This is a genomic window from Pseudomonas sp. OVF7 (assembly GCF_030644265.1).
Lineage (GTDB): Bacteria > Pseudomonadota > Gammaproteobacteria > Pseudomonadales > Pseudomonadaceae > Aquipseudomonas > Aquipseudomonas gorinensis.
The window spans coordinates 2,909,673-2,928,961 of the sequence record NZ_CP128996.1; the positions used below are offsets into that span (position 1 = coordinate 2,909,673).

General features: G+C 61.1%; 21 protein-coding genes and 1 tRNA gene. 16 read left to right on the forward strand and 6 right to left on the reverse strand.

The window, feature by feature from the left end; genetic code table 11:
- Positions 1 to 7 precede the first annotated feature (7 nt).
- From QU606_RS13425 to QU606_RS13465, 9 genes are read left to right on the forward strand one after another with little or no spacing between them, the layout of a single operon-like run.
- Entirely contained in the window at positions 8 to 937 is a 930-nt protein-coding gene (locus tag QU606_RS13425) for a MerR family transcriptional regulator (protein ID WP_304998619.1), read from the forward strand.
- Entirely contained in the window at positions 938 to 2,383 is a 1,446-nt protein-coding gene (gene phrB / locus QU606_RS13430; protein ID WP_304998431.1) for a deoxyribodipyrimidine photo-lyase, read from the forward strand.
- Positions 2,376 to 2,801, forward strand: a complete 426-nt coding sequence (locus QU606_RS13435; RefSeq protein ID WP_024073311.1) for a nuclear transport factor 2 family protein — start codon at positions 2,376 to 2,378, stop codon at positions 2,799 to 2,801. Before phrB ends, QU606_RS13435 begins: the two co-directional genes overlap by 8 nt.
- Entirely contained in the window at positions 2,798 to 3,580 is a 783-nt protein-coding gene (locus QU606_RS13440; protein WP_069075213.1) for an SDR family oxidoreductase, read from the forward strand. The genes QU606_RS13435 and QU606_RS13440 overlap by 4 nt, the downstream gene beginning before the upstream one ends.
- The gene (locus QU606_RS13445; protein ID WP_304998432.1) at positions 3,577 to 4,824 is read left to right on the forward strand and encodes an NAD(P)/FAD-dependent oxidoreductase; all 1,248 of its coding nucleotides are present in this window, start codon (positions 3,577 to 3,579) and stop codon (positions 4,822 to 4,824) included. Before QU606_RS13440 ends, QU606_RS13445 begins: the two co-directional genes overlap by 4 nt.
- Complete coding sequence (locus tag QU606_RS13450; RefSeq protein ID WP_069075215.1) at positions 4,821 to 5,630, forward strand: DUF1365 domain-containing protein; 810 nt, start codon at positions 4,821 to 4,823, stop codon at positions 5,628 to 5,630. Before QU606_RS13445 ends, QU606_RS13450 begins: the two co-directional genes overlap by 4 nt.
- A complete protein-coding gene (locus QU606_RS13455) occupies positions 5,617 to 6,888 on the forward strand; it encodes a cyclopropane-fatty-acyl-phospholipid synthase family protein (RefSeq protein WP_024073307.1) in 1,272 nt (423 codons plus the stop codon). The genes QU606_RS13450 and QU606_RS13455 overlap by 14 nt, the downstream gene beginning before the upstream one ends.
- Positions 6,881 to 7,360 carry a DUF2878 domain-containing protein gene (locus QU606_RS13460; RefSeq protein WP_277379124.1) on the forward strand — a complete coding sequence of 160 codons (480 nt, stop codon included), beginning with the start codon at positions 6,881 to 6,883 and terminating at the stop codon, positions 7,358 to 7,360. Before QU606_RS13455 ends, QU606_RS13460 begins: the two co-directional genes overlap by 8 nt.
- A 54-nt stretch (positions 7,361 to 7,414) precedes the next feature.
- The gene (locus QU606_RS13465) at positions 7,415 to 7,720 is read left to right on the forward strand and encodes a YkgJ family cysteine cluster protein (protein ID WP_024073305.1); all 306 of its coding nucleotides are present in this window, start codon (positions 7,415 to 7,417) and stop codon (positions 7,718 to 7,720) included.
- 169 nt (positions 7,721 to 7,889) lie between these two features.
- Here the strand turns inward: QU606_RS13465 and QU606_RS13470 are convergent, their stop codons facing one another.
- The 6 genes from QU606_RS13470 to hemA form a co-directional block, all read right to left on the reverse strand.
- The gene (locus QU606_RS13470) at positions 7,890 to 8,408 is read right to left on the reverse strand and encodes an acyloxyacyl hydrolase (protein ID WP_024073304.1); all 519 of its coding nucleotides are present in this window, start codon (positions 8,406 to 8,408) and stop codon (positions 7,890 to 7,892) included.
- A 111-nt stretch (positions 8,409 to 8,519) separates the two neighbouring features.
- Positions 8,520 to 9,314: a glutamate racemase gene (gene murI / locus QU606_RS13475; protein WP_024073303.1), complete on the reverse strand. Its 795-nt coding sequence runs from the start codon at positions 9,312 to 9,314 to the stop codon at positions 8,520 to 8,522.
- Positions 9,307 to 10,062 (reverse strand): molybdopterin-synthase adenylyltransferase MoeB, encoded by a 756-nt coding sequence (locus QU606_RS13480; RefSeq protein WP_024073302.1) that lies wholly within the window; start codon positions 10,060 to 10,062, stop codon positions 9,307 to 9,309. The genes murI and QU606_RS13480 overlap by 8 nt, the downstream gene beginning before the upstream one ends.
- Complete coding sequence (prmC, locus tag QU606_RS13485) at positions 10,056 to 10,886, reverse strand: peptide chain release factor N(5)-glutamine methyltransferase (RefSeq protein WP_102624911.1); 831 nt, start codon at positions 10,884 to 10,886, stop codon at positions 10,056 to 10,058. Before prmC ends, QU606_RS13480 begins: the two co-directional genes overlap by 7 nt.
- Positions 10,887 to 11,969 (reverse strand): peptide chain release factor 1, encoded by a 1,083-nt coding sequence (gene prfA, locus QU606_RS13490; RefSeq protein ID WP_024073300.1) that lies wholly within the window; start codon positions 11,967 to 11,969, stop codon positions 10,887 to 10,889.
- Positions 11,966 to 13,255 (reverse strand): glutamyl-tRNA reductase, encoded by a 1,290-nt coding sequence (hemA, locus tag QU606_RS13495; RefSeq protein WP_024073299.1) that lies wholly within the window; start codon positions 13,253 to 13,255, stop codon positions 11,966 to 11,968. Before hemA ends, prfA begins: the two co-directional genes overlap by 4 nt.
- Before the next feature lie 228 nt (positions 13,256 to 13,483).
- Here hemA and QU606_RS13500 point away from each other — a divergent pair, with 228 nt between their 5' ends.
- From QU606_RS13500 to pth, 7 genes are all read left to right on the forward strand, one after another.
- Positions 13,484 to 15,208 carry a tetratricopeptide repeat protein gene (locus tag QU606_RS13500; protein WP_024073298.1) on the forward strand — a complete coding sequence of 575 codons (1,725 nt, stop codon included), beginning with the start codon at positions 13,484 to 13,486 and terminating at the stop codon, positions 15,206 to 15,208.
- Positions 15,209 to 15,212: 4 nt separating this feature from the next.
- Positions 15,213 to 15,830, forward strand: coding sequence for a lipoprotein insertase outer membrane protein LolB (lolB, locus tag QU606_RS13505; RefSeq protein ID WP_024073297.1), 618 nt, complete (start codon positions 15,213 to 15,215; stop codon positions 15,828 to 15,830).
- Between the two features lie 49 nt (positions 15,831 to 15,879).
- Positions 15,880 to 16,683 (forward strand): 4-(cytidine 5'-diphospho)-2-C-methyl-D-erythritol kinase, encoded by an 804-nt coding sequence (ispE, locus tag QU606_RS13510; RefSeq protein ID WP_206379620.1) that lies wholly within the window; start codon positions 15,880 to 15,882, stop codon positions 16,681 to 16,683.
- Between the two features lie 37 nt (positions 16,684 to 16,720).
- A tRNA-Gln gene (locus QU606_RS13515) sits at positions 16,721 to 16,795 on the forward strand.
- Between the two features lie 46 nt (positions 16,796 to 16,841).
- Entirely contained in the window at positions 16,842 to 17,783 is a 942-nt protein-coding gene (locus QU606_RS13520; protein WP_003208392.1) for a ribose-phosphate pyrophosphokinase, read from the forward strand.
- Positions 17,784 to 17,921: 138 nt separating this feature from the next.
- Positions 17,922 to 18,521, forward strand: a complete 600-nt coding sequence (locus QU606_RS13525; RefSeq protein ID WP_024073295.1) for a 50S ribosomal protein L25/general stress protein Ctc — start codon at positions 17,922 to 17,924, stop codon at positions 18,519 to 18,521.
- A gap of 168 nt (positions 18,522 to 18,689) precedes the next feature.
- Entirely contained in the window at positions 18,690 to 19,274 is a 585-nt protein-coding gene (pth, locus tag QU606_RS13530) for an aminoacyl-tRNA hydrolase (RefSeq protein ID WP_010213318.1), read from the forward strand.
- Positions 19,275 to 19,289 lie beyond the last annotated feature (15 nt).

Here is a 19,289-nt window from a genome sequence, read left to right on the forward strand (position 1 = left end):
CAGTGTCATCAAAGCCGTCCTGCTCGACGAACCTGGCGAAGATATCGCCCAAGCCCTGGAGAACGGTTGGCTGCCGATCCGCGAAGTGGCGCGCCAGACCGGCGTCAACGCCGTCACCCTGCGCGCCTGGGAACGCCGTTACGGCCTGATCGTGCCGCAACGCACGCCCAAGGGGCACCGGTTGTTCAGCGCCGAGCATGTCCAACGCATCCACACGATCCTTACCTGGCTCAACCGTGGCGTGCCCGTCAGCCAGGTGAAAACCCTGATCGACTCAGCCCAGGTCAGCCCCGAGGCGGTCGAAAACGAATGGCATTCCCTGCGCCAGAACCTGGTGAAGGCCATCAGCGAACTGGCCGAACGCCGCGTAGACGACGCCTTTAACCAGGCCATGGCGCTGTACCCGCCGCGCACCCTGTGCGAGCAATTGCTGCTACCGCTGCTCAATGAACTGGAACAACGCTGGCAGGGCCAGTTTGGCGCGCAGATGGAGCGGGTGTTTTTCCTGTCCTGGCTGCGCAGCAAGTTTGGCGCGCGCATCTATCACAACAACCGCCAGTTGCATGGCGCGCCACTGCTGCTGATCAACCATTCCGACCTGCCCCTGGAACCGCATGTGTGGCTAAGCGCCTGGCTGGCCAGCAGCGCCGACTGCCCGGTGGAGGTGTTCGACTGGCCCCTGCCCGCCGGCGAACTGTCCCTGGCGGTGGAACACCTGCAACCGCGTGCCGTGTTGCTCTATTCGAGCAAAGCCCTCCACTGGTCGGCATTCGAAAAACTTTTGGGCGGCGTCAGTTGCCCAAAACTGATCGTCGGACCCACGGTATGCATCCACCAAACGGAGCTGGCCGTATTAATCGGCGACACCCCGGAATTGTTCGTGGCCGAAGACCCATTGTCGGCCCACCAGCGTCTGATCCAGCGTGGACTTCTTTAAATGCATTTGACCTGGCTGCGCACCGACTTGCGCCTGCACGACAACACCGCCCTGGCCGCCGCGAGCCAGCGGGGCCCGGTGGCCGCCGTGTACCTGATCACCCCGCAGCAATGGCTGGCCCACGATGACGCGCCCTGCAAAGTCGACTTCTGGCTGCGCAACCTGCAGCACTTGAGCCAGGCGCTGGGTGCGCTGAACATTCCGTTGCTGATCCGCCACGCCGAGACCTGGGACCAGGCGCCTGCCGTGCTGAGGCAACTGTGCCGGGAATTGTCGGTGACGTCGGTGCACGTCAACGAGGAATACGGCATCCATGAAAGCCGTCGCGACGCGGCCGTCGCCCAGGCCCTGGACGCCGATGGCGTGGCCTTCCACAGCTACCTGGACCAACTGCTTTTCCAACCGGGCAGCGTACTGACCAAGACTGGCACCTACTTCCAGGTGTTCAGCCAGTTCCGCAAGGTGTGCTACAGCCGCCTGCACACTGCTTTACCCCGGTTAGTGGCGACGCCCAAGGCCCAAGCCGCACTCAAGCTCAAGAGCGACCCAGTCCCTCACCAGGTCGAAGGGTTCGAACCACCGAGCGAGACACTGCGCGCGCTATGGCCCGCCGGCGAAGACGAGGCCCGCCGCCGCCTCGACGCCTTCGCCGACCAGCAGATCAGCGACTACAAGGATGAGCGTGACTTCCCGGCCAAACCCGGCACCAGCCAGCTCTCCGCGTACCTCGCGGCCGGCGTGGTGTCGCCGCGCCAATGCCTGCACGCCGCGCTGCAAACCAACCAGGGCGAATTCGAAAGCGGCGACATCGGCGCGATCACGTGGATCAATGAATTGCTCTGGCGGGAGTTCTACAAACACATTCTGGTGGGCTACCCCCGGGTGTCGCGCCACCGCGCTTTCCGCCCCGAAACCGAAGCGCTGGCCTGGCGCGATGCGCCCCAGGATCTCGCCGCCTGGCAGCAAGCGCGTACCGGCCTGCCGATCATCGATGCCGCCATGCGCCAACTGCTGGAGACCGGCTGGATGCATAACCGCCTGCGCATGGTGGTGGCGATGTTCTTGACCAAGAACCTGCTGATCGACTGGCGCGAAGGTGAGCGCTTCTTCATGCGCCACCTGATCGACGGCGACCTGGCGGCCAACAACGGCGGCTGGCAGTGGAGTTCGTCCACCGGTACCGATTCGGCACCCTACTTCCGGATTTTCAGCCCGCTGAGCCAGTCGGAAAAATTCGACAGCGAAGGCGTCTTTATCAAGCACTGGCTACCGCAGCTGGCGGCACTGAATAAAAAGGAAGTGCACAACCCCGCAGCCGTCGGCGGCTTGTTCGGCGTGGCCGATTACCCCCGCGCCATCGTCGACCTCAAGCAATCGCGCGAACGCGCCTTGGCGGCTTTCCGCAGCCTGCCATCGCGCCAGGCAGTCGGAGCCGAGCATGAGTGACTTCCTGCGCCGTTTCGCCCAGGCCTTTGCCACGCTGGACAAGCACAACCTGCAGTTGCTCGACAGCCTGTACAGCAAGGACATCGCCTTCACTGACCCGCTGCACGACGTGCAAGGGCTGCCGGCGCTGCACCGTTACTTTGCCGAGCTGTACGGCAACATCAGCCAACTGCGCTTTGACTTCCAGGGCGTCGACGAGGTGGCCGACGGTGAAGGCTACCTGCGCTGGAAAATGAGTTTTTGCCACCCGCGCCTGGCCGATGGCAAGGTGATCCGGGTGGAAGGCTGCTCGCACCTCATGTGGCGCGAGAACAAGGTGTACCGCCATCGTGACTATTTCGATGCGGGCGCGCTGCTTTATGAACACTTGCCGATTATCGGCCGTGTGGTCCGTTGGCTGAAAAGGAGAATGGGATGAGCCTTACACCGCCCCGTCGATATTGGCTGACCGGCGCCAGCAGTGGCATCGGCGCTTCCCTCGCCGTGGAGCTGCTCAACAGCGGCGCCCACGTGGCACTCAGCTCGCGCTCCAAGGGGCCGCTGGAGGCCCTGGCCCAGCGCTTTCCCGGCCAGGTGCTGATCGTGGCGGGCGACCTGACCAACAGTCAGACCGTGCGTGAAATCGGCGAACGCATCAGCGCGACCTGGGGTTCGCTGGACACGGTGATCCTCAATGCCGGCACCTGCGAATACGTGGACGCACAGCAGTTCGACTCGTCGATTGTCGAGCATGTGGTGCGCACCAACCTGCTCGCCAGCAGCTACTGCATCGAAGCCGCACTGCCCCTGCTGCGCGCCGGGCGCACGCCGCACCTGGTGGGCGTCGCCAGTGCCGTGACCTACCTGCCCATGCCCCGCGCCGAGGCCTACGGGGCGTCCAAGGCCGGCCTGCGTTACCTGTTCGAATCCCTGCGCGTCAGCCTGTCACCGGAAAATATCGACGTCACCGTGATCAGCCCTGGGTTTGTCGACACGCCGCTGACCGCGCGCAACGACTTTCCGATGCCCCTGAGCTGGTCGGCGGACAAGGCCGCGCGGCATATCTTTGCCAAACTGGACAAGCGCCCCCTGGAAATCGCCTTCCCGGCGCTGTTCATCGCCACGCTCTGGCCGCTGTCGAAACTGCCAGATCGCGCGCAACTGATCATCGGTAAACGCATGCTGCGCAGCCCTCCGCCGAAAAAGGACGAGCTGTGAAAATCGCCATTATCGGCAGCGGTATCGCCGGGCTGACCAGCGCCTACCTGCTCAGCCGTCGCCACGACATCACGCTGTTCGAAGCGGGCGATCGCATCGGCGGGCATACCCACACGGTCAACGTCACCGTCGAGGGCAAACGTTATGCGGTGGACACGGGCTTTATCGTGTTCAACGACTGGACCTACCCCAACTTCATGCGTCTGCTGGGGCAGATCGGCGTGACATTCAAACCCACCGAGATGAGTTTTTCGGTGTGCGACCAGAGCGCGAATTTCGAGTACAACGGCAACAACCTCAACAGCCTGTTTGCCCAGCGACGCAATATCCTGTCGCCGGGGTTCTGGGGCATGTTGCGCGATATCCTGCGCTTCAATCGCCAAGCACCGCTGGACCTGCAAGCACAACGCATCAACGCCGACATGACCTTGGGCGACTACCTCACCGCCGGCGGCTACGGCCCGCGGTTTATCCAGCATTACATCGTGCCGATGGGCGCGGCGATCTGGTCGATGTCCCTGGCCGACATGCTCGGATTCCCTTTGCAGTTCTTCGTAAGGTTCTTCAAGAACCACGGCTTGTTATCAGTGAACAACCGCCCGCAATGGTGTGTGATCGAGGGCGGTTCCAGCCGCTATATCGAACCGCTGACGCAAAGCTTTCGTGAACAGATCCGCCTCAATTGCCCGGTGCGCCGGGTGGAACGTAACGCAGAGGGCGCGATCATCCACAGCGCCGCCGGTACCGAAGCCTTCGACAAGGTGGTGTTCGCCTGCCACAGCGACCAGGCGCTGGCGCTGCTCGGTGATCCCAGCCAGGCCGAGCAGCAAATCCTCGGCGCCCTGCCCTACGCCGACAACGACGTGGTACTGCACACCGACACCCGCTTGCTGCCCGATCGCGAATTGGCCTGGGCCAGCTGGAACTACCGGCTGACCGGCAACGCGCAGACCCAGGCGGCAGTCACCTATGACATGAACATCCTGCAAGGCATCGACAGCACCACCACGTTTTGCGTCAGCCTCAACCAGACGCCGATGATCAACCCACTGAAGATCCTCGCCCGCTACACCTACGCCCACCCGCAATACAGCCTGGCAGCGGTGGCCGCCCAAGCGCGCTGGGAAGAATTGAACGGCGCGCAGCACACCTATTATTGCGGCGCCTATTGGGCCAATGGTTTCCATGAAGACGGCGTGGTCAGCGCATTGCGCGTGGGCAAGGCGTTTGGAGAAACCCTGTGAACAGTGCCCTGTACAGCGGCTGGATCGCCCATCGCCGGTTCGCGCCCAAGGCCCACGCCTTTCGCTACCGCATCGGCCTGCTGTACCTGGACCTGAGCGAAGAAGACGAAGTGCTTGGGCTTTCGCCCCTGGCCGGCACGCGTCGCCTGGCGCCCTTCGGCTTTCGCCAGCAGGATTACCTGCGTGAATTCACACGCCACGGCATGAGCTTGAGCGATGCCGTGCGCCAGGAAGTCGGCAAGGCCCTGGGGCGTGCACCCCAGGGCGCTATCTGCCTGCTGACCCAGGCCCGCAGTTGGGGCCTGGCTTTTAATCCGGTGAGTTTCTTCTACTGCTTCGAAGCCGACGGACAATTGGCGGCGATCCTGTGTGAAGTGACCAACACCCCATGGCGCGAGCGCTATCACTATGTGCTCCCGGCCCAGGCCCTCGCCGCCGGCGAGCACCAGCATTTCGCCGTGGCCAAGGCGTTTCATGTCTCGCCGTTCCTGCCGCGCAACCTGGAATACCGCATGAGCTTCAGCCCACCCGCCGCCAGGCTTGGCGTGCACATGGCCGATTGGCAGGGCTCGCAAAAAATCTTCGACGCGACCTTGAGCCTGCAAAGAGAGGCACTGAGTCGCACCAGCCTGCACCGTTACCTGTGGCGTTTTCCGTGGATGACCGCGAAGACCTGCCTGGCCATCTACTGGCAGGCCCTGCGCCTGTTACTCAAGCGCATACCGATTTTTTCCCATCAGGCCGCCGATGGCGCCTCTCGCACAGCAGTCGGTTATACCAAGGATCGCCGCCATGAAATCCCCTAGCTTATCGGTCAAATCCAGCCGCCTGAACATCAACGGCCTGACCAGTGCGCTGTTGCGCAAGGGCGTGCTGCGCCAGCTCAGTCAATTGCGCCATGGCCAACTGGTGATCATCGAGGACGGCGAACGCCAGGTCTTCGGCGCACGGGAAGCGCACCTGCTCGGGGAAATCCAGATCCTCGACTCGGCGGTATGGGGCCTGGTGGCGGCCAACGGTTCCATCGGCGCGGGCGAGGCGTTTATCCATGGCTACTGGAGCAGCCCAGACCTGACCGCCGTGGTACGCGTGATGGTCAGCAACCTGGAAGTACTCGATGCACTGGAAGGTGGCCTGGCCAAGTTGGCGCGGCCGTTCACCCAAGGTGTGCACTGGCTCAACCGCAATACGCGCAAAGGCTCGCAGAAAAACATCGCCGCCCACTATGACCTGGGCAACGACCTGTTCGAAGAGTTCCTCGACCCGACCATGATGTATTCGGCGGCGCAGTTCCTCACGGCCGATGACACCCTGGAACAGGCGCAACTGAACAAGCTTGCGCGCATCTGCCAGAAACTGGCGCTCAAGCCCAGCGATCATCTGCTGGAAATCGGCACCGGTTGGGGCAGCATGGCCTTGTATGCCGCACAGCATTACGGCTGCAAGGTCACCACCACGACCTTGTCCAAGGAGCAATTCGCCTACACCGAAAAACGCATCCAGGCCCTGGGCTTGCAGGACCAGGTGACGCTGTTGCTGCAGGACTACCGCGACCTGACCGGCCAATACGACAAGCTGGTGTCCATCGAAATGATCGAAGCGGTGGGCCATCGCTTCCTGCCGACCTACTTCAAGCAATGCGCACACCTGCTCAAGAGTGACGGCCTGATGTTGCTGCAAGCCATCACCATTCGCGAACAGCGTTTCGAGCAGGCCAAGAACAGCGTCGACTTTATCCAGCGCTATATCTTCCCCGGCGGCGCCCTGCCCAGCGTGCAAAACATGCTGCATATCGTCAGCCGCAACACCGATATGAACCTGCTGCACATGGAAGATTTCGGCCTGCATTACGCGCGAACCCTGCGCCTGTGGCATGAGAACTTTCGCCGCGCCCATGGCCGCCTGACAGAATTGGGCTACGACGAATACTTCCTGCGCTTGTGGGAATTCTATCTGTGCTACTGCGAAGGCGGCTTTATGGAGCGCACCATCGGCACCGCACAGTTACTGCTGGCCAAGCCCTCGGCCATCACGCCCCCCCTGCTCGGGCGGTTCAGTGCTTAAAACCGTCGCCAATGCCGCGCTGTTCCAGTGCAGCTGGCTTGCCTGCGTACTCGGAGGCGACAGCCCCTGGCTGCTGGTGGGGGTGGCGGTGCTGGCAGTCCACCTGCTGTGGATAAGTTCGTGGGCCGAGGATGCTGCGCTGATCATCCGCGTGACGCTGGTGGGTACGGTGCTGGATACGCTGCTGCGCAACCTCGGCGTTTTTCAGTTCAACGAGCCGGGGCCGCTGATTCCGTTGTGGTTGATCCTGCTGTGGGCGACGCTGGCAACCACCTTGCGCCATTGCCTGGCCTGGAGCGCCCGGCCCTGGTGGCGTGCAGCTGTGCTGGGAGCCTTCGGCGGGCCATTCTCGTATTACGCAGGGAGCCAATTGGCGGGCGTGCAGTTTGGCTACGCATTGTGGCCAACCATGGCGGGGCTGGCGCTGCTTTGGGCGGCGGTGTTCGTCGGCTTGCACCGGCTGGCACGCTGACGTCTGTCAGCCCTTTCACACCTGTGTCACCCACTTGCCTTACACTGCGCGCCTATGACCAACATCCCGCATACCCAAATCGCCGAACCCACCGTGACGTGCTCAACGTGCGCGGCCTGCTGCTGTCAGCTGGAGGTCATGCTGATCACCGACACCGGCGTACCGCAGCGCTATATCGATACCGATGACTGGGGCGGCGAGGTGATGCTGCGCCTGGATGATGGCTGGTGCGCGGCGCTGGATCGCGACACGATGATGTGCACGATTTACGAGCGTCGGCCGCTGATTTGCCGGGAGTTCGAGATGGGTGCGCCGGAGTGCCTGGTCGAGCGTGAAGGGATTACGACGGCGTATCGCTGATCCCAAGCCGAAGAAACGCTCAATATGGGAGGGGGCTTCCCCTAATGCCTGCCAGTTAAGCGTACATCGCCTTCTGTTGGAACTAGGCGTCCCCCTCGCTCCTACAAAAAAGCCTTAACGGACTGGTATCAGGGCTTGCCCCTCCCACAGGTTTTGCAGGGTTCTGAAATTACAGCGGCATCGTGTAGTGCAGCGAGTAGCTTTCTACGCCGTCGTTGTGGTTGCTGATCCCGGCGTTGGAATAGTGAGTGGCACGAATGCCCACCTCATGCCCGCCGGTAAAGCGCAAACCAAAGCCCAGACGGTCTTCGAACTGGAAGGCCTGGCCAATGTTGTTGTCTTCCAGGCGTGTGCGGGAGAATACCGCCACCCCGATCCCGGCCTCGACGTAGGGTTTTACCGACTGCCCGGCGAATTCATACACAAACACTGGCGAGAACGACAGGCTGCTCGCACCTGCACGCTCATCACCTTCCCAGTAGGTATAAGCGCCGCTCCAGTAGCCGGTCAGGCGACCCACATCGCTCTGCATCCAGCTCTTGTCCCAATTCGACGTCAGCCCCAATCGATAGGTCAGCGTCGAATCACTGGTGGCCCCCAGGCCAAACTCAAGGCCGGCGGCCTGCGCCGAAAAAGAGTGTCCCACCACTACGGCCGCAATCGCAGCCAAACAGAACAAGCGCTTCATAAGAAACATCCTTTCCGAACGAAGTTATAGGGTTTTGTACAGACTAACGGGCAATAGAAGCTGACGCGTAGCCAGAAGTTCAGCTTCTAATCGCGATTTTTAACGAAATTTTCACGAACCGAAGCTTCGCACAACTCCAGGATGTTTCCAAAGTGTTGGTAGGATATTTCTGAGGTGATACACATCACCACTGGTCCAGAACTGTGCCGGCTGCGCCGGATCAGTGGCCAGCAGGTCGCGCTCGCCGAGCAGGCGCTTGAGTTGGCGCGCGACGGCAGCACCGGTGTCGATGAGGATGATGCTCGCGGGAAGCATCTGCGCCAGGAGCGGCTTGAGGAAGGGGTAATGGGTGCAGCCCAGGATGATGGTGTCACAGCCGGCACTGAGCAGCGGGTCGATGTAGACCTGCAACAGCTGACGCAGGGCCGGGCTGCTCAAGTCACCGCTTTCAATCAGTTCAACCAGGCCCGGGCAAGGCTGGGTGATCACCCGCACATCGGTGGCGAACCGGTCGAGCAAGGCCGCGAACTTGGCGCTTTGCAGGGTACCGGTCGTGGCCAGCACGCCGACCACCCCACTGCGAGTGGCGGCAGCGGCGGGTTTGACGGCGGGCTCCATGCCCACCAGCGGCCAGTCGGGGTAATCCAGGCGTAAATCGGCGACAGCGGCAACGGTGGCGGTATTACAGGCAATCACGAACGCCTTGGCGCCCTGCTCACGGAAAAAACCCGCCACTTGCCGGGAACGCTCAAGAATGAAAGCCGGGCTTTTCTCACCGTAGGGGATGTACCCACAGTCGGCCACGTACAGCAGCGACTCATGGGGCAATAGCTGCTGAATCTCCTCCAGCACCGTCAACCCGCCGATGCCGGAGTCGAACACACCAATTGGCGCGTCCTTAACCATGCTGCGTCCCACAGACGCTGCAACCGGGGTCGCGCTTGACGCGTAACTCACGGAACCGCGTGGTCAAGGCATCGATCAGTAACAGGCGCCCCACCAGCGGCTCGCCGAACCCGGCCAGCAGTTTCAAGGCTTCCAGGGCCTGCAGGCTGCCGACCAGGCCCACCAGCGGGCCAACCACGCCGGCCTCGCTGCAGGTCAATTCAGTGTCGCTGCCGTGCCCATATAAACAGTGGTAGCAGGGGCTCTCGGCGCGGCGCGGGTCGAACACCGACAATTGCCCCTCAAGGCGAATCGCCGCCCCGCTGACCAGTGGCTTGCCGGCGGCGACGCACGCAGCGTTGACCGCTTCACGGGTGGAAAAGTTATCGCTGCAATCGAGCACCACATCCACACCCGTCACCGCCGCCGACAGAGAATCGGCATCCAGCGCGGTGCGATGGGCCAGCAATGTGACTTCAGGGTTGATCGCCGTCAGGCGGCGCATGGCCGAGTCGACCTTGCTCAAGCCAACGCTGTCGGTGTCATGGATGATCTGGCGTTGCAGGTTGGTCAGGTCGACCGTGTCAAAGTCCGCCAGATGCAGTTCACCCACACCGGCAGCGGCCAGGTACAGCGCAACCGGAGCGCCGAGACCACCGAGGCCAACGATAAGCGCGCGGCTGTTTTTCAGACGCAACTGACCGTCGATGTCGACAGCCTGCAACAGAATCTGTCGGCTATAGCGCAACAGCTCCTGATCGCTCAGCATGGACGGCGTCCCAGGCTGATACGTTCGTGGCCACCGAGGTCGACACGACTGTGGACATCCTCAAATCCCTCGCCCAACAACAGGTCACGTACGGCCGGGGCCTGATCGTAGCCGTGTTCGAGCAACAGCCAACCACCCGCCGCCAGGTGGGCCGGGGCTTGGGTGATGATCAGGCGCAGGTCGTCCAGGCCATCATGGCCCGCGACCAAGGCACTGGCGGGCTCGAAGCGCACATCACCCGCGACCAGGTGCGGGTCGTTGTCGGCGATATACGGCGGGTTGCTGATGATCAAGTCGTAGGTATGGCCTTGCAGGGCGCTGAACCAATGGCTGTTCAGTACCGTAGCGTTCGTCAGCTGCAGGCGCTGGCGATTGCGCTCGGCCAGGGCCACCGCTTCGAGCACGCGGTCAACGGCGGTGACGTCCCAGGCTGGGCGCTCGCTGGCCAGGGCCAGGGCGATGGCCCCGCTGCCGGTGCCCAGGTCGAGAACCTTGGCAGGGCTCGCCGGCAGCAGCTCCAGGGCGGCCTCCACCAGCAGCTCGGTCTCCGGGCGCGGGATCAGGGTATGAGGCGCAACCTCCAGGTCGAGTTTCCAGAAGCCTTGCTGGCCGAGGATATAGGCCACCGGTTCACCGGCGCGGCGACGCCGCAGGTAGTCGGCAAAGATCAATGCGTGCTCGCTGCTGACGATCTTCTCCGGCCAGGTATGCAAATAACTGCGCGGCTTACCCAGGGCAGCCGACAGCAACAGTTCCACATCCAGGCGCGCGGTGGGCGAGTCGGGCAGTTCTGCGGCACGCAGGAGGCTGGCAATGATGGTCATTTATTCACCTATGGCCGCCAACTGGTCGGCCTGGAATTCGGCAAGCAACGGCTCGATCACCGCGTCGACACCACCGGCGAGGATTTCATCCAGCGAGTAAAGCGTGAGGTTGACCCGGTGGTCGGTCACCCGGCCCTGGGCAAAGTTATAGGTGCGGATACGCTCGGAACGGTCCCCCGACCCCACCAGCAACTTGCGCTCGCTGGCAATCGCGTTGGCAGCGGCGCTGGTCTGCTGGTCATTGAGCTTGGCTGACAGCCAGGACATGGCCCGCGCACGGTTCTTGTGCTGGGAACGCTCTTCCTGGCACTCCACCACGATGCCCGACGGCAAGTGGGTGATACGGATCGCCGAGTCGGTCTTGTTCACGTGCTGGCCGCCGGCACCCGACGAGCGGTAGGTGTCGACCCGCAGGTCGGCTGGGTTGATCTCGATGGCTTCCTGTTCGTCCGGCTCTGGCAACACAGCGACGGTGCACGCCGACGTGTGGATACGGCCTTGGGATTCAGTCGCTGGAACCCGCTGCACACGGTGCGCACCGGATTCGAACTTGAGCTTGCCGTAAACGTTGTCGCCTTCGACCCGGGCGATGACTTCTTTATAGCCGCCGTGCTCGCCTTCGTTCTCGGAGAGGATCTCGACGCGCCAGCCGCGACGCTCGGCGTAGCGCGAATACATGCGAAACAGGTCGCCGGAGAAGATCGCCGCTTCGTCACCACCGGTGCCGGCGCGGATTTCCAGGAACACGTTACGCCCGTCGTTAGGGTCCTTGGGCAGCAGCATGCGTTGCAGGTTGCCTTCCAGCTCGGCGAGTTTTTCCTTGGCTTCACGGACTTCTTCCACGGCCATTTCGCGCATGTCCGGGTCGCTGTCCTTGAGCAGCGCCTGGGCGCCTTCGAGGTCGGCCTGCACTTTCAGCAGGTTTTTATAGGTAGCCACAATGGGCTCAACTTCCGCGTATTCCTTGGAATAGGTGCGGAACTTGGTCTGATCGGAGATGACCTCGCCATCGCCGAGCAAGGCGGTCAGTTCTTCGAAACGGTCCTGGAGCACGTCCAGTTTATTGAGCAGTGACGCTTTCATTGCGGTTTTTTATCCGAAGAGCTATCTGACGCGCCCTCACCGAGGGCAAAGAGTTCCTGGGCCATGGCCAGCGCATCGAGGCGGCCTTCGGCAGTCAATTTCTTAAGCTGTACGCTCGGCGCGTGGAGCAGCTTGTTGGTCAGGCCACGGGCCAGTTGCATCAGCACGTCTTCGGCGCTGCTGCCATTGGCCAATAAACGCTGGGCCTTGGTCAATTCTTCATCACGCAGGCGCTCGCCTTGCTGACGATACGCCTTGAGCACATCCACCGCCGCCAGTTCACGCAGGCGCACCATGAAGTCTTCGGCGCCGACGCTGACCATTTCCTCGGCCGCCTGGGCAGCGCCCTGGCGACTCTTGAGGTTTTCGGCAACCACTTCGTGCAGGTCGTCAACGCTGTAGAGGTAAACGTCGTCCAACTCGCCGACTTCGGGTTCGATATCCCGGGGCACGGCGATATCCACCATGAAGATCGGCTTGTGCTTGCGCAGCTTCAACGCGCTCTCGACCGCGCCTTTGCCGAGGATCGGCAATTGGCTGGCGGTGGAGCTGATGACGATATCACTGCGCACCAGCTCGGCCGGGATATCCGACAACAACACGGCATGGGCGCCAAACTGCTCGGCGAGGATGCTCGCGCGCTCCAGGGTGCGGTTGGCGACCACGATACGCTTTACACCCAGGTCGTGCAGATGGCGGGCGACCAGGGTGATGGTCTCGCCGGCGCCAATCAGCAGGGCCTGGCTGCGCTGCAAGTCGCTGAAAATCTGTTTGGCCAGGCTGACGGCGGCAAAAGCCACGGACACCGGGTTTTCACCGATGGCGGTGTCGGTGCGCACCTGCTTGGCGGAATTGAAGGTGGCCTGGAACAGGCGCCCCAACAACGGCCCCACGGTGCCGGCCTCACGGGCCACGGCGTAGGCGGATTTCATCTGGCCGAGGATCTGCGGCTCGCCCAACACCAGCGAATCGAGGCCGGAAGCGACGCGCATCATGTGACGAACTGCCGCATCGTCTTCATGCACATACGCGCTGGCGCGCAGGTCATTGAAGTCCAAATGGTGGTAATCGGCCAGCCAACGCAGCACGACATCCGCGCTGAGATGTTCCTGCTCTATATAAAGCTCACTGCGATTGCAGGTCGAAAGGATCGCAGCTTCGCGGCTGTCGGTGAGACGGCAGAGCTGCTGCAACGCCTCAACCAGCTGCTCTGGCGTAAACGCCACGCGCTCGCGCACGTCTACAGAGGCAGTCTTGTGGTTAATACCGAGTGCGAGGAAGGCCATTCAATATCGCTGATGATGTCGGGAAGCCGGCAATTGTCCTACTTCGAAAGATTCAGAACAACCACCGTCGTCTATTGTCCCTATACCTTGTGCCTATAAATACGTCACCGCGGGAGCGAGGCCGCTCCTACAGGGACAGCAATACACGCATTAAGAGCGCCCCGGTTATGTTTGGCCGAAGGCTTGTGTCATGATGATCCGACCGCAGGTTAGTCGTCCTCTTCCTATATGAATAGATCCTCCGCGTTGCTCCTTGCTTTTGTCTTCCTCAGCGGCTGCCAGGCCATGGCACCCGTGTCGCCGGACGGTACACCGCCGGTGGAGGACAGCACCCCCGCCCCTGAAAAGCCCAAGGTTTATTCCTCGTTCAGTGAAGAAACGGTGTACAGCCTGCTGACCGCAGAACTGGCCGGCCAGCGCAATCGTTTCGATATTGCACTGGATAACTACGTGACCCAGGCCATCAACACCCAGGACCCAGGGATCTCTGAGCGCGCGTTTCGCATCGCCGAGTACCTGGGGGCAGACCAGGCGGCGCTGGACACTTCACTGATCTGGGCGAAAAACGCACCGGACGACCTGGAAGCCCAGCGGGCGGCGGCCATTCAATTGGCGCGCGCCGGGCGCTATGACGATTCCATGGTCTATATGGAAAAAGTCTTGCAGGGCAAGGGCGACACCCATTTCGACTTCCTGGCGCTGTCGGCGGCCGACACCGATCAGGACACGCGCAACGGGTTGATGAAGAGTTTCGACCGCCTGCTGCAAAAACACCCGAAGAACAGCCAACTGGTGTTCGGCAAAGCCTTGCTGCTGCAACAGGACGACGAGCCCGAAGCAGCCCTGACACTGCTGGAGAAGAACCCGCCGGAAGACGGCGAGATCGCCCCGATCCTGCTGCGCGCACGTTTGCTGCAGAACCTCAATCGCGGCAAGGAAGCGATTCCGCTGCTGGAAAAAAGCATCAAGAAGTACCCGGAAGACAAACGCCTGCGCCTGACTTACGCGCGCACGCTGGTCGAGCAGGACCGTATGGAGGACGCCAAGGTGCAGTTCGCCAACCTGGTCCAGCAATACCCGGACGACGACGAACTGCGCTATTCCCTGGCACTGGTGTGCCTGGAAGCCAAGGCCTGGGATGAGGCCAAGGGCTACCTGGAAGACCTGATTGCCCGCGAAAGCCATGTGGACTCGGCGCACCTGAACCTGGGCCGCATCGCTGAAGAGCGCAACGACCCGCAGGCCGCCTTGCTCGAATACGCCCAGGTCGGCCCCGGCAACGATTACCTGCCCGCGCAATTGCGCCAGGCCGATATCCTGATGAGCAACGGGCGCGCGGATGAGGCGGAAAAACGCCTCGCGGCTGCCCGCGAGGCCGAACCGGACTACGCGATCCAGCTGTACCTGATCCAGGCCGAGACACTGTCGGCCAACAATCAGGGCGAGCGCGCCTGGAAGGTGTTGCAACAAGCCTTGCTGCAATACCCGGACGACCTGAACCTGCTGTACACGCGCGCCATGCAGGCGGAAAAACGCGATGACCTGGCGCAGATGGAAAAAGACCTGCGCCTGATCATCAAGCGCGACCCGGACAACGCCATGGCCCTGAACGCCCTGGGCTACACCTTGTCCGACCGCACCACACGCTACGCCGAAGCCAAGGTGCTGATCGAACAAGCCCACAAGCTGAACCCGGAAGACCCGGCCGTGCTCGACAGCCTGGGCTGGGTGAACTACCGCCTGGGCAATCTGGACGAAGCCGAGCGCCTGCTGCGCCAGGCACTGGAACGCTTCCCCGACCAGGAAGTCGCCGCACACCTGGGTGAAGTGCTGTGGGCCAATGGCAAGCAGCGCGAAGCTCGACAAATCTGGGCAAAGTTCCTCAAGGAACAACCCGAAAGCGCCATTCTGCGCGGCACCATCAAACGCCTGACCGGATCCGAGACCCTTTAAGCTTATGTTCTTGCGCCACGTTATCGTTTTCAGCTTCATCGCCCTGCTCGCCGGTTGCGCAGGCTTCGGCGCCCGTGAATCCGTTGAGGGCCAGGGCAACCCGGCACAATGGAAGCAACACAAGGATCAGCTCAGCAGCATCGATGGCTGGCAGATCGAAGGCAAGGTCGGGGTGCGGGCACCGAAAGATTCGGGCAGCGGTACCCTGTTCTGGCTGCAACGCCAGGACTACTACGACATTCGCCTATCCGGCCCGCTGGGGCGTGGCGCGGCCCGCCTGACGGGTCGACCGGGGCAGGTCAGCCTCGAAGTGGCCAACCAGGGCCGTTATGAAGCGACTTCGCCGGAAGATCTGCTGGAACAACAGATCGGTTGGAAGCTGCCCGTCTCGCACTTGGTGTGGTGGGTACGCGGCTTGCCGGCACCTGACAGCAAGAGCCGCCTGAGCCTTGATGGCGACAGCCGCCTGGGCACCCTGGAACAGGATGGCTGGCACGTCGAATATTTGAGCTACGTGCAACAAAACGGCTACTGGCTGCCCGAGCGCATCAAGCTGCACGGCCCCGACCTTGACGTCACGCTGGTGATCAAGGACTGGCAACCGCGCAAACTGGGGCAATAACGTGACAGCACAGAAACTGACCCTGCCCTCCCCGGCCAAACTCAACCTGATGCTGCACATCCTCGGTCGCCGTGAAGATGGCTATCACGAGTTGCAGACGCTGTTTCAATTTCTCGACTACGGCGACGAACTGACCTTCGCCTTGCGCGACGACGGCGTGATTCATCTGCATACCGAATTCGAAGGCGTGCCTCACGACAGCAACCTGATCGTGAAGGCGGCGAAAAAACTTCAGGAACAATCTGGATGCGCCCTCGGCATCGATATCTGGATCGACAAGATCCTGCCCATGGGTGGCGGCATCGGTGGCGGCAGCTCGAATGCGGCGACCACACTGCTGGGTTTGAATCACTTGTGGCAGCTGGGCTGGGACCTCGATCGCCTCGCTGCGCTGGGCCTGACACTGGGCGCCGACGTCCCGGTTTTCGTGCGCGGGCACGCCGCTTTTGCCGAGGGCGTGGGGGAGAAACTCACCCCCGAATACCCCGAAGAGCCGTGGTACGTCGTGCTTGTCCCGCAAGTATCTGTAAGTACAGCAGAAATTTTTTCAGATCCACTGTTGACACGTAACTCTCCTCCCATTAAAGTGCGCCCCGTTCCCAAGGGAAACAGTCGAAATGACTGCTTACCGGTTGTAGCAAGGCGTTATCCAGAGGTACGTAACGCTTTGAATTTGTTAGGTAAATTTACCGAAGCAAAATTAACCGGCACTGGAAGTTGTGTGTTTGGGGGCTTCCCAAGCAAAGCTGAAGCTGATAAAGTCTCGGCCCTTCTTACAGAGACCCTTACAGGGTTTGTAGCAAAGGGAAGCAACGTTTCGATGTTGCATCGCAAGCTGCAAAGTCTGCTCTAAAAGGAATCGAGTACTGGGTACTCGTTGCAACAGATACAGGGGCGTCGCCAAGCGGTAAGGCAGCAGGTTTTGATCCTGCCATGCGTTGGTTCGAATCCAGCCGCCCCTGCCATTTTCCTATACTCATCCAGGTTACCCTCAGCCTCTAGGTACTGCGCGTGTCCAAGATGATGGTCTTTACGGGGAACGCCAACCCCGATCTGGCTCGACGTGTCGTACGTCAGCTGCATATCCCTCTCGGTGACATCTCTGTCGGCAAGTTTTCCGACGGCGAAATTACCGCCGAGATCAATGAAAACGTTCGCGGTAAAGACGTCTTCATTATTCAGCCGACTTGCGCTCCGACCAACGATAACCTGATGGAACTCGTCGTGATGGCTGATGCCTTCCGCCGCTCCTCAGCGACTCGAATCACAGCTGTAATCCCTTACTTTGGTTATGCCCGTCAGGATCGCCGTCCGCGTTCCGCACGTGTGGCTATCAGCGCGAAAGTCGTGGCTGACATGCTCACCGTGGTAGGTATCGACCGTGTCCTCACGGTTGACCTGCACGCTGACCAAATCCAGGGGTTCTTCGATATCCCGGTAGATAACATCTACGGCTCCCCAGTATTGGTGGATGACATCGAAGACCAGCGCTTTGAAAACCTGATGATCGTGTCCCCGGACATTGGTGGCGTCGTGCGTGCACGGGCTGTTGCCAAATCCCTGGGCGTGGACCTCGGGATCATCGACAAACGCCGCGAGAAAGCCAATCACTCTGAAGTGATGCATATCATCGGTGATGTCGAAGGGCGTACCTGTATTCTGGTCGATGACATGGTCGACACCGCCGGCACCCTGTGCCACGCGGCCAAAGCCTTGAAAGAGCACGGTGCGGCTAAAGTCTTCGCCTACTGCACACACCCTGTGCTGTCGGGCCGAGCGATCGAGAACATCGAAAACTCAATGCTGGACGAACTGGTGGTGACCAACACCATCCCGTTGTCCGCAGCTGCTCAAGCCTGTTCGCGTATCCGTCAACTGGATATCGCACCGGTAGTTGCCGAGGCGGTTCGCCGTATCAGCAACGAAGAATCGATCAGCGCGATGTTCCGTTAAGGGTCAAACCAACGGAACACCTCACTGACGAAAAGCGCCCCGCCCCAGCATACTGTTGGGGCGGGGCTTTTTTGCCCATATCGCCTTTAGCGCTGGTCGCAAACGCTGGGGCGAATGTGGTTATTTTGGAGATACAACATGAACGATTTTACCCTGAATGCTGAAGTGCGTTCCGACCTGGGGAAAGGTGCGAGCCGCCGCCTGCGTCGTCTCGCAAGCCTGGTTCCAGCTGTCGTCTACGGTGGCGAAAAAGCCCCTGAGTCCATCAGCATGCTGGCCAAAGAAATTGCCAAACTGCTGGAAAACGATGCGGCCTACAGCCACATTATCGAGCTGAACGTTGGTGGCACCAAGCAGAACGTCATCATCAAGGCCCTGCAACGTCACCCAGCTAAAGGTCACGTGCTGCACGCTGACTTCGTACGCGTCGTAGCCGGCCAGAAACTGACCGCTATCGTGCCTGTACACTTTGTTGGTGAAGACGCTCCGGTCAAGAAAGGCGGCGAAGTTTCGCACGTTGTTGCCGAGATCGAAGTGACCTGCCTGCCGAAAGACCTGCCTGAGTTCATCGAAGTCGACCTGTCGGCTCTGGAAATCGGCGACATCATTCACCTGTCCGACCTCAAAGCCCCTAAAGGCGTTGAGTTTGTTGCACTGGCTCACGGTGATGACAAAGCTGTTGCAAACGTTCACGCTCCACGCGTTGCACCAGAAGCTGAAGAAGGCGCTGCAGAGTAATTCACTCTGTATTGCCGGAGCTTGAGGAAACATCGCGGACCGAAACGTAGCGAGAAAGCGGGCGATAACGCGGCGTTTACTCTTGAGTAAATGATCTTTTGTTGTCCACTTTCGCCGCACACCGGTTGCGGCGATGTTATCCACAACTCCAAAGGAAGGGCCCCTGTCGTGACTGCCATTAAACTGATCGTTGGCCTGGGAAATCCAGGCGCCGAATACGAACAGACCCGGCATAACGCGGGGGCCCTTTTTGTTGAGCGTATCGCCCACGCCCAAGGTGTAAACCTGGTGGCCGATCGCAAATATTTCGGCCTGACCGGACGCTTCTCGCATCAGGGTCAGGATGTTCGTCTGCTGATTCCCACCACCTACATGAACCGCAGCGGCCAGGCTGTCGCGGCGCTTGCGGGCTTCTTCCGGATCAAACCCGAGGAAATCCTGGTGGCCCATGACGAACTGGACCTGCCACCCGGCGTTGCCAAACTCAAACTGGGCGGCGGGCATGGCGGGCACAATGGCCTGCGCGACATCATCGCGCAGTTGGGCAATCAGAATAATTTTTACCGTCTGCGGCTCGGCATTGGCCACCCAGGCGTTGCCAGTATGGTTTCAAATTTCGTCCTGGGTCGTGCGCCACGCGCCGAACAGGAAAAACTCGATGCCAGCATCGATTTTGCCCTCGGCGTGCTGCCGGATATCTTCGCCGGTGAATGGAACCGCGCGATGAAAAACCTGCACAGCCAGAAGGCCTGACTCTTACCGAGGGGA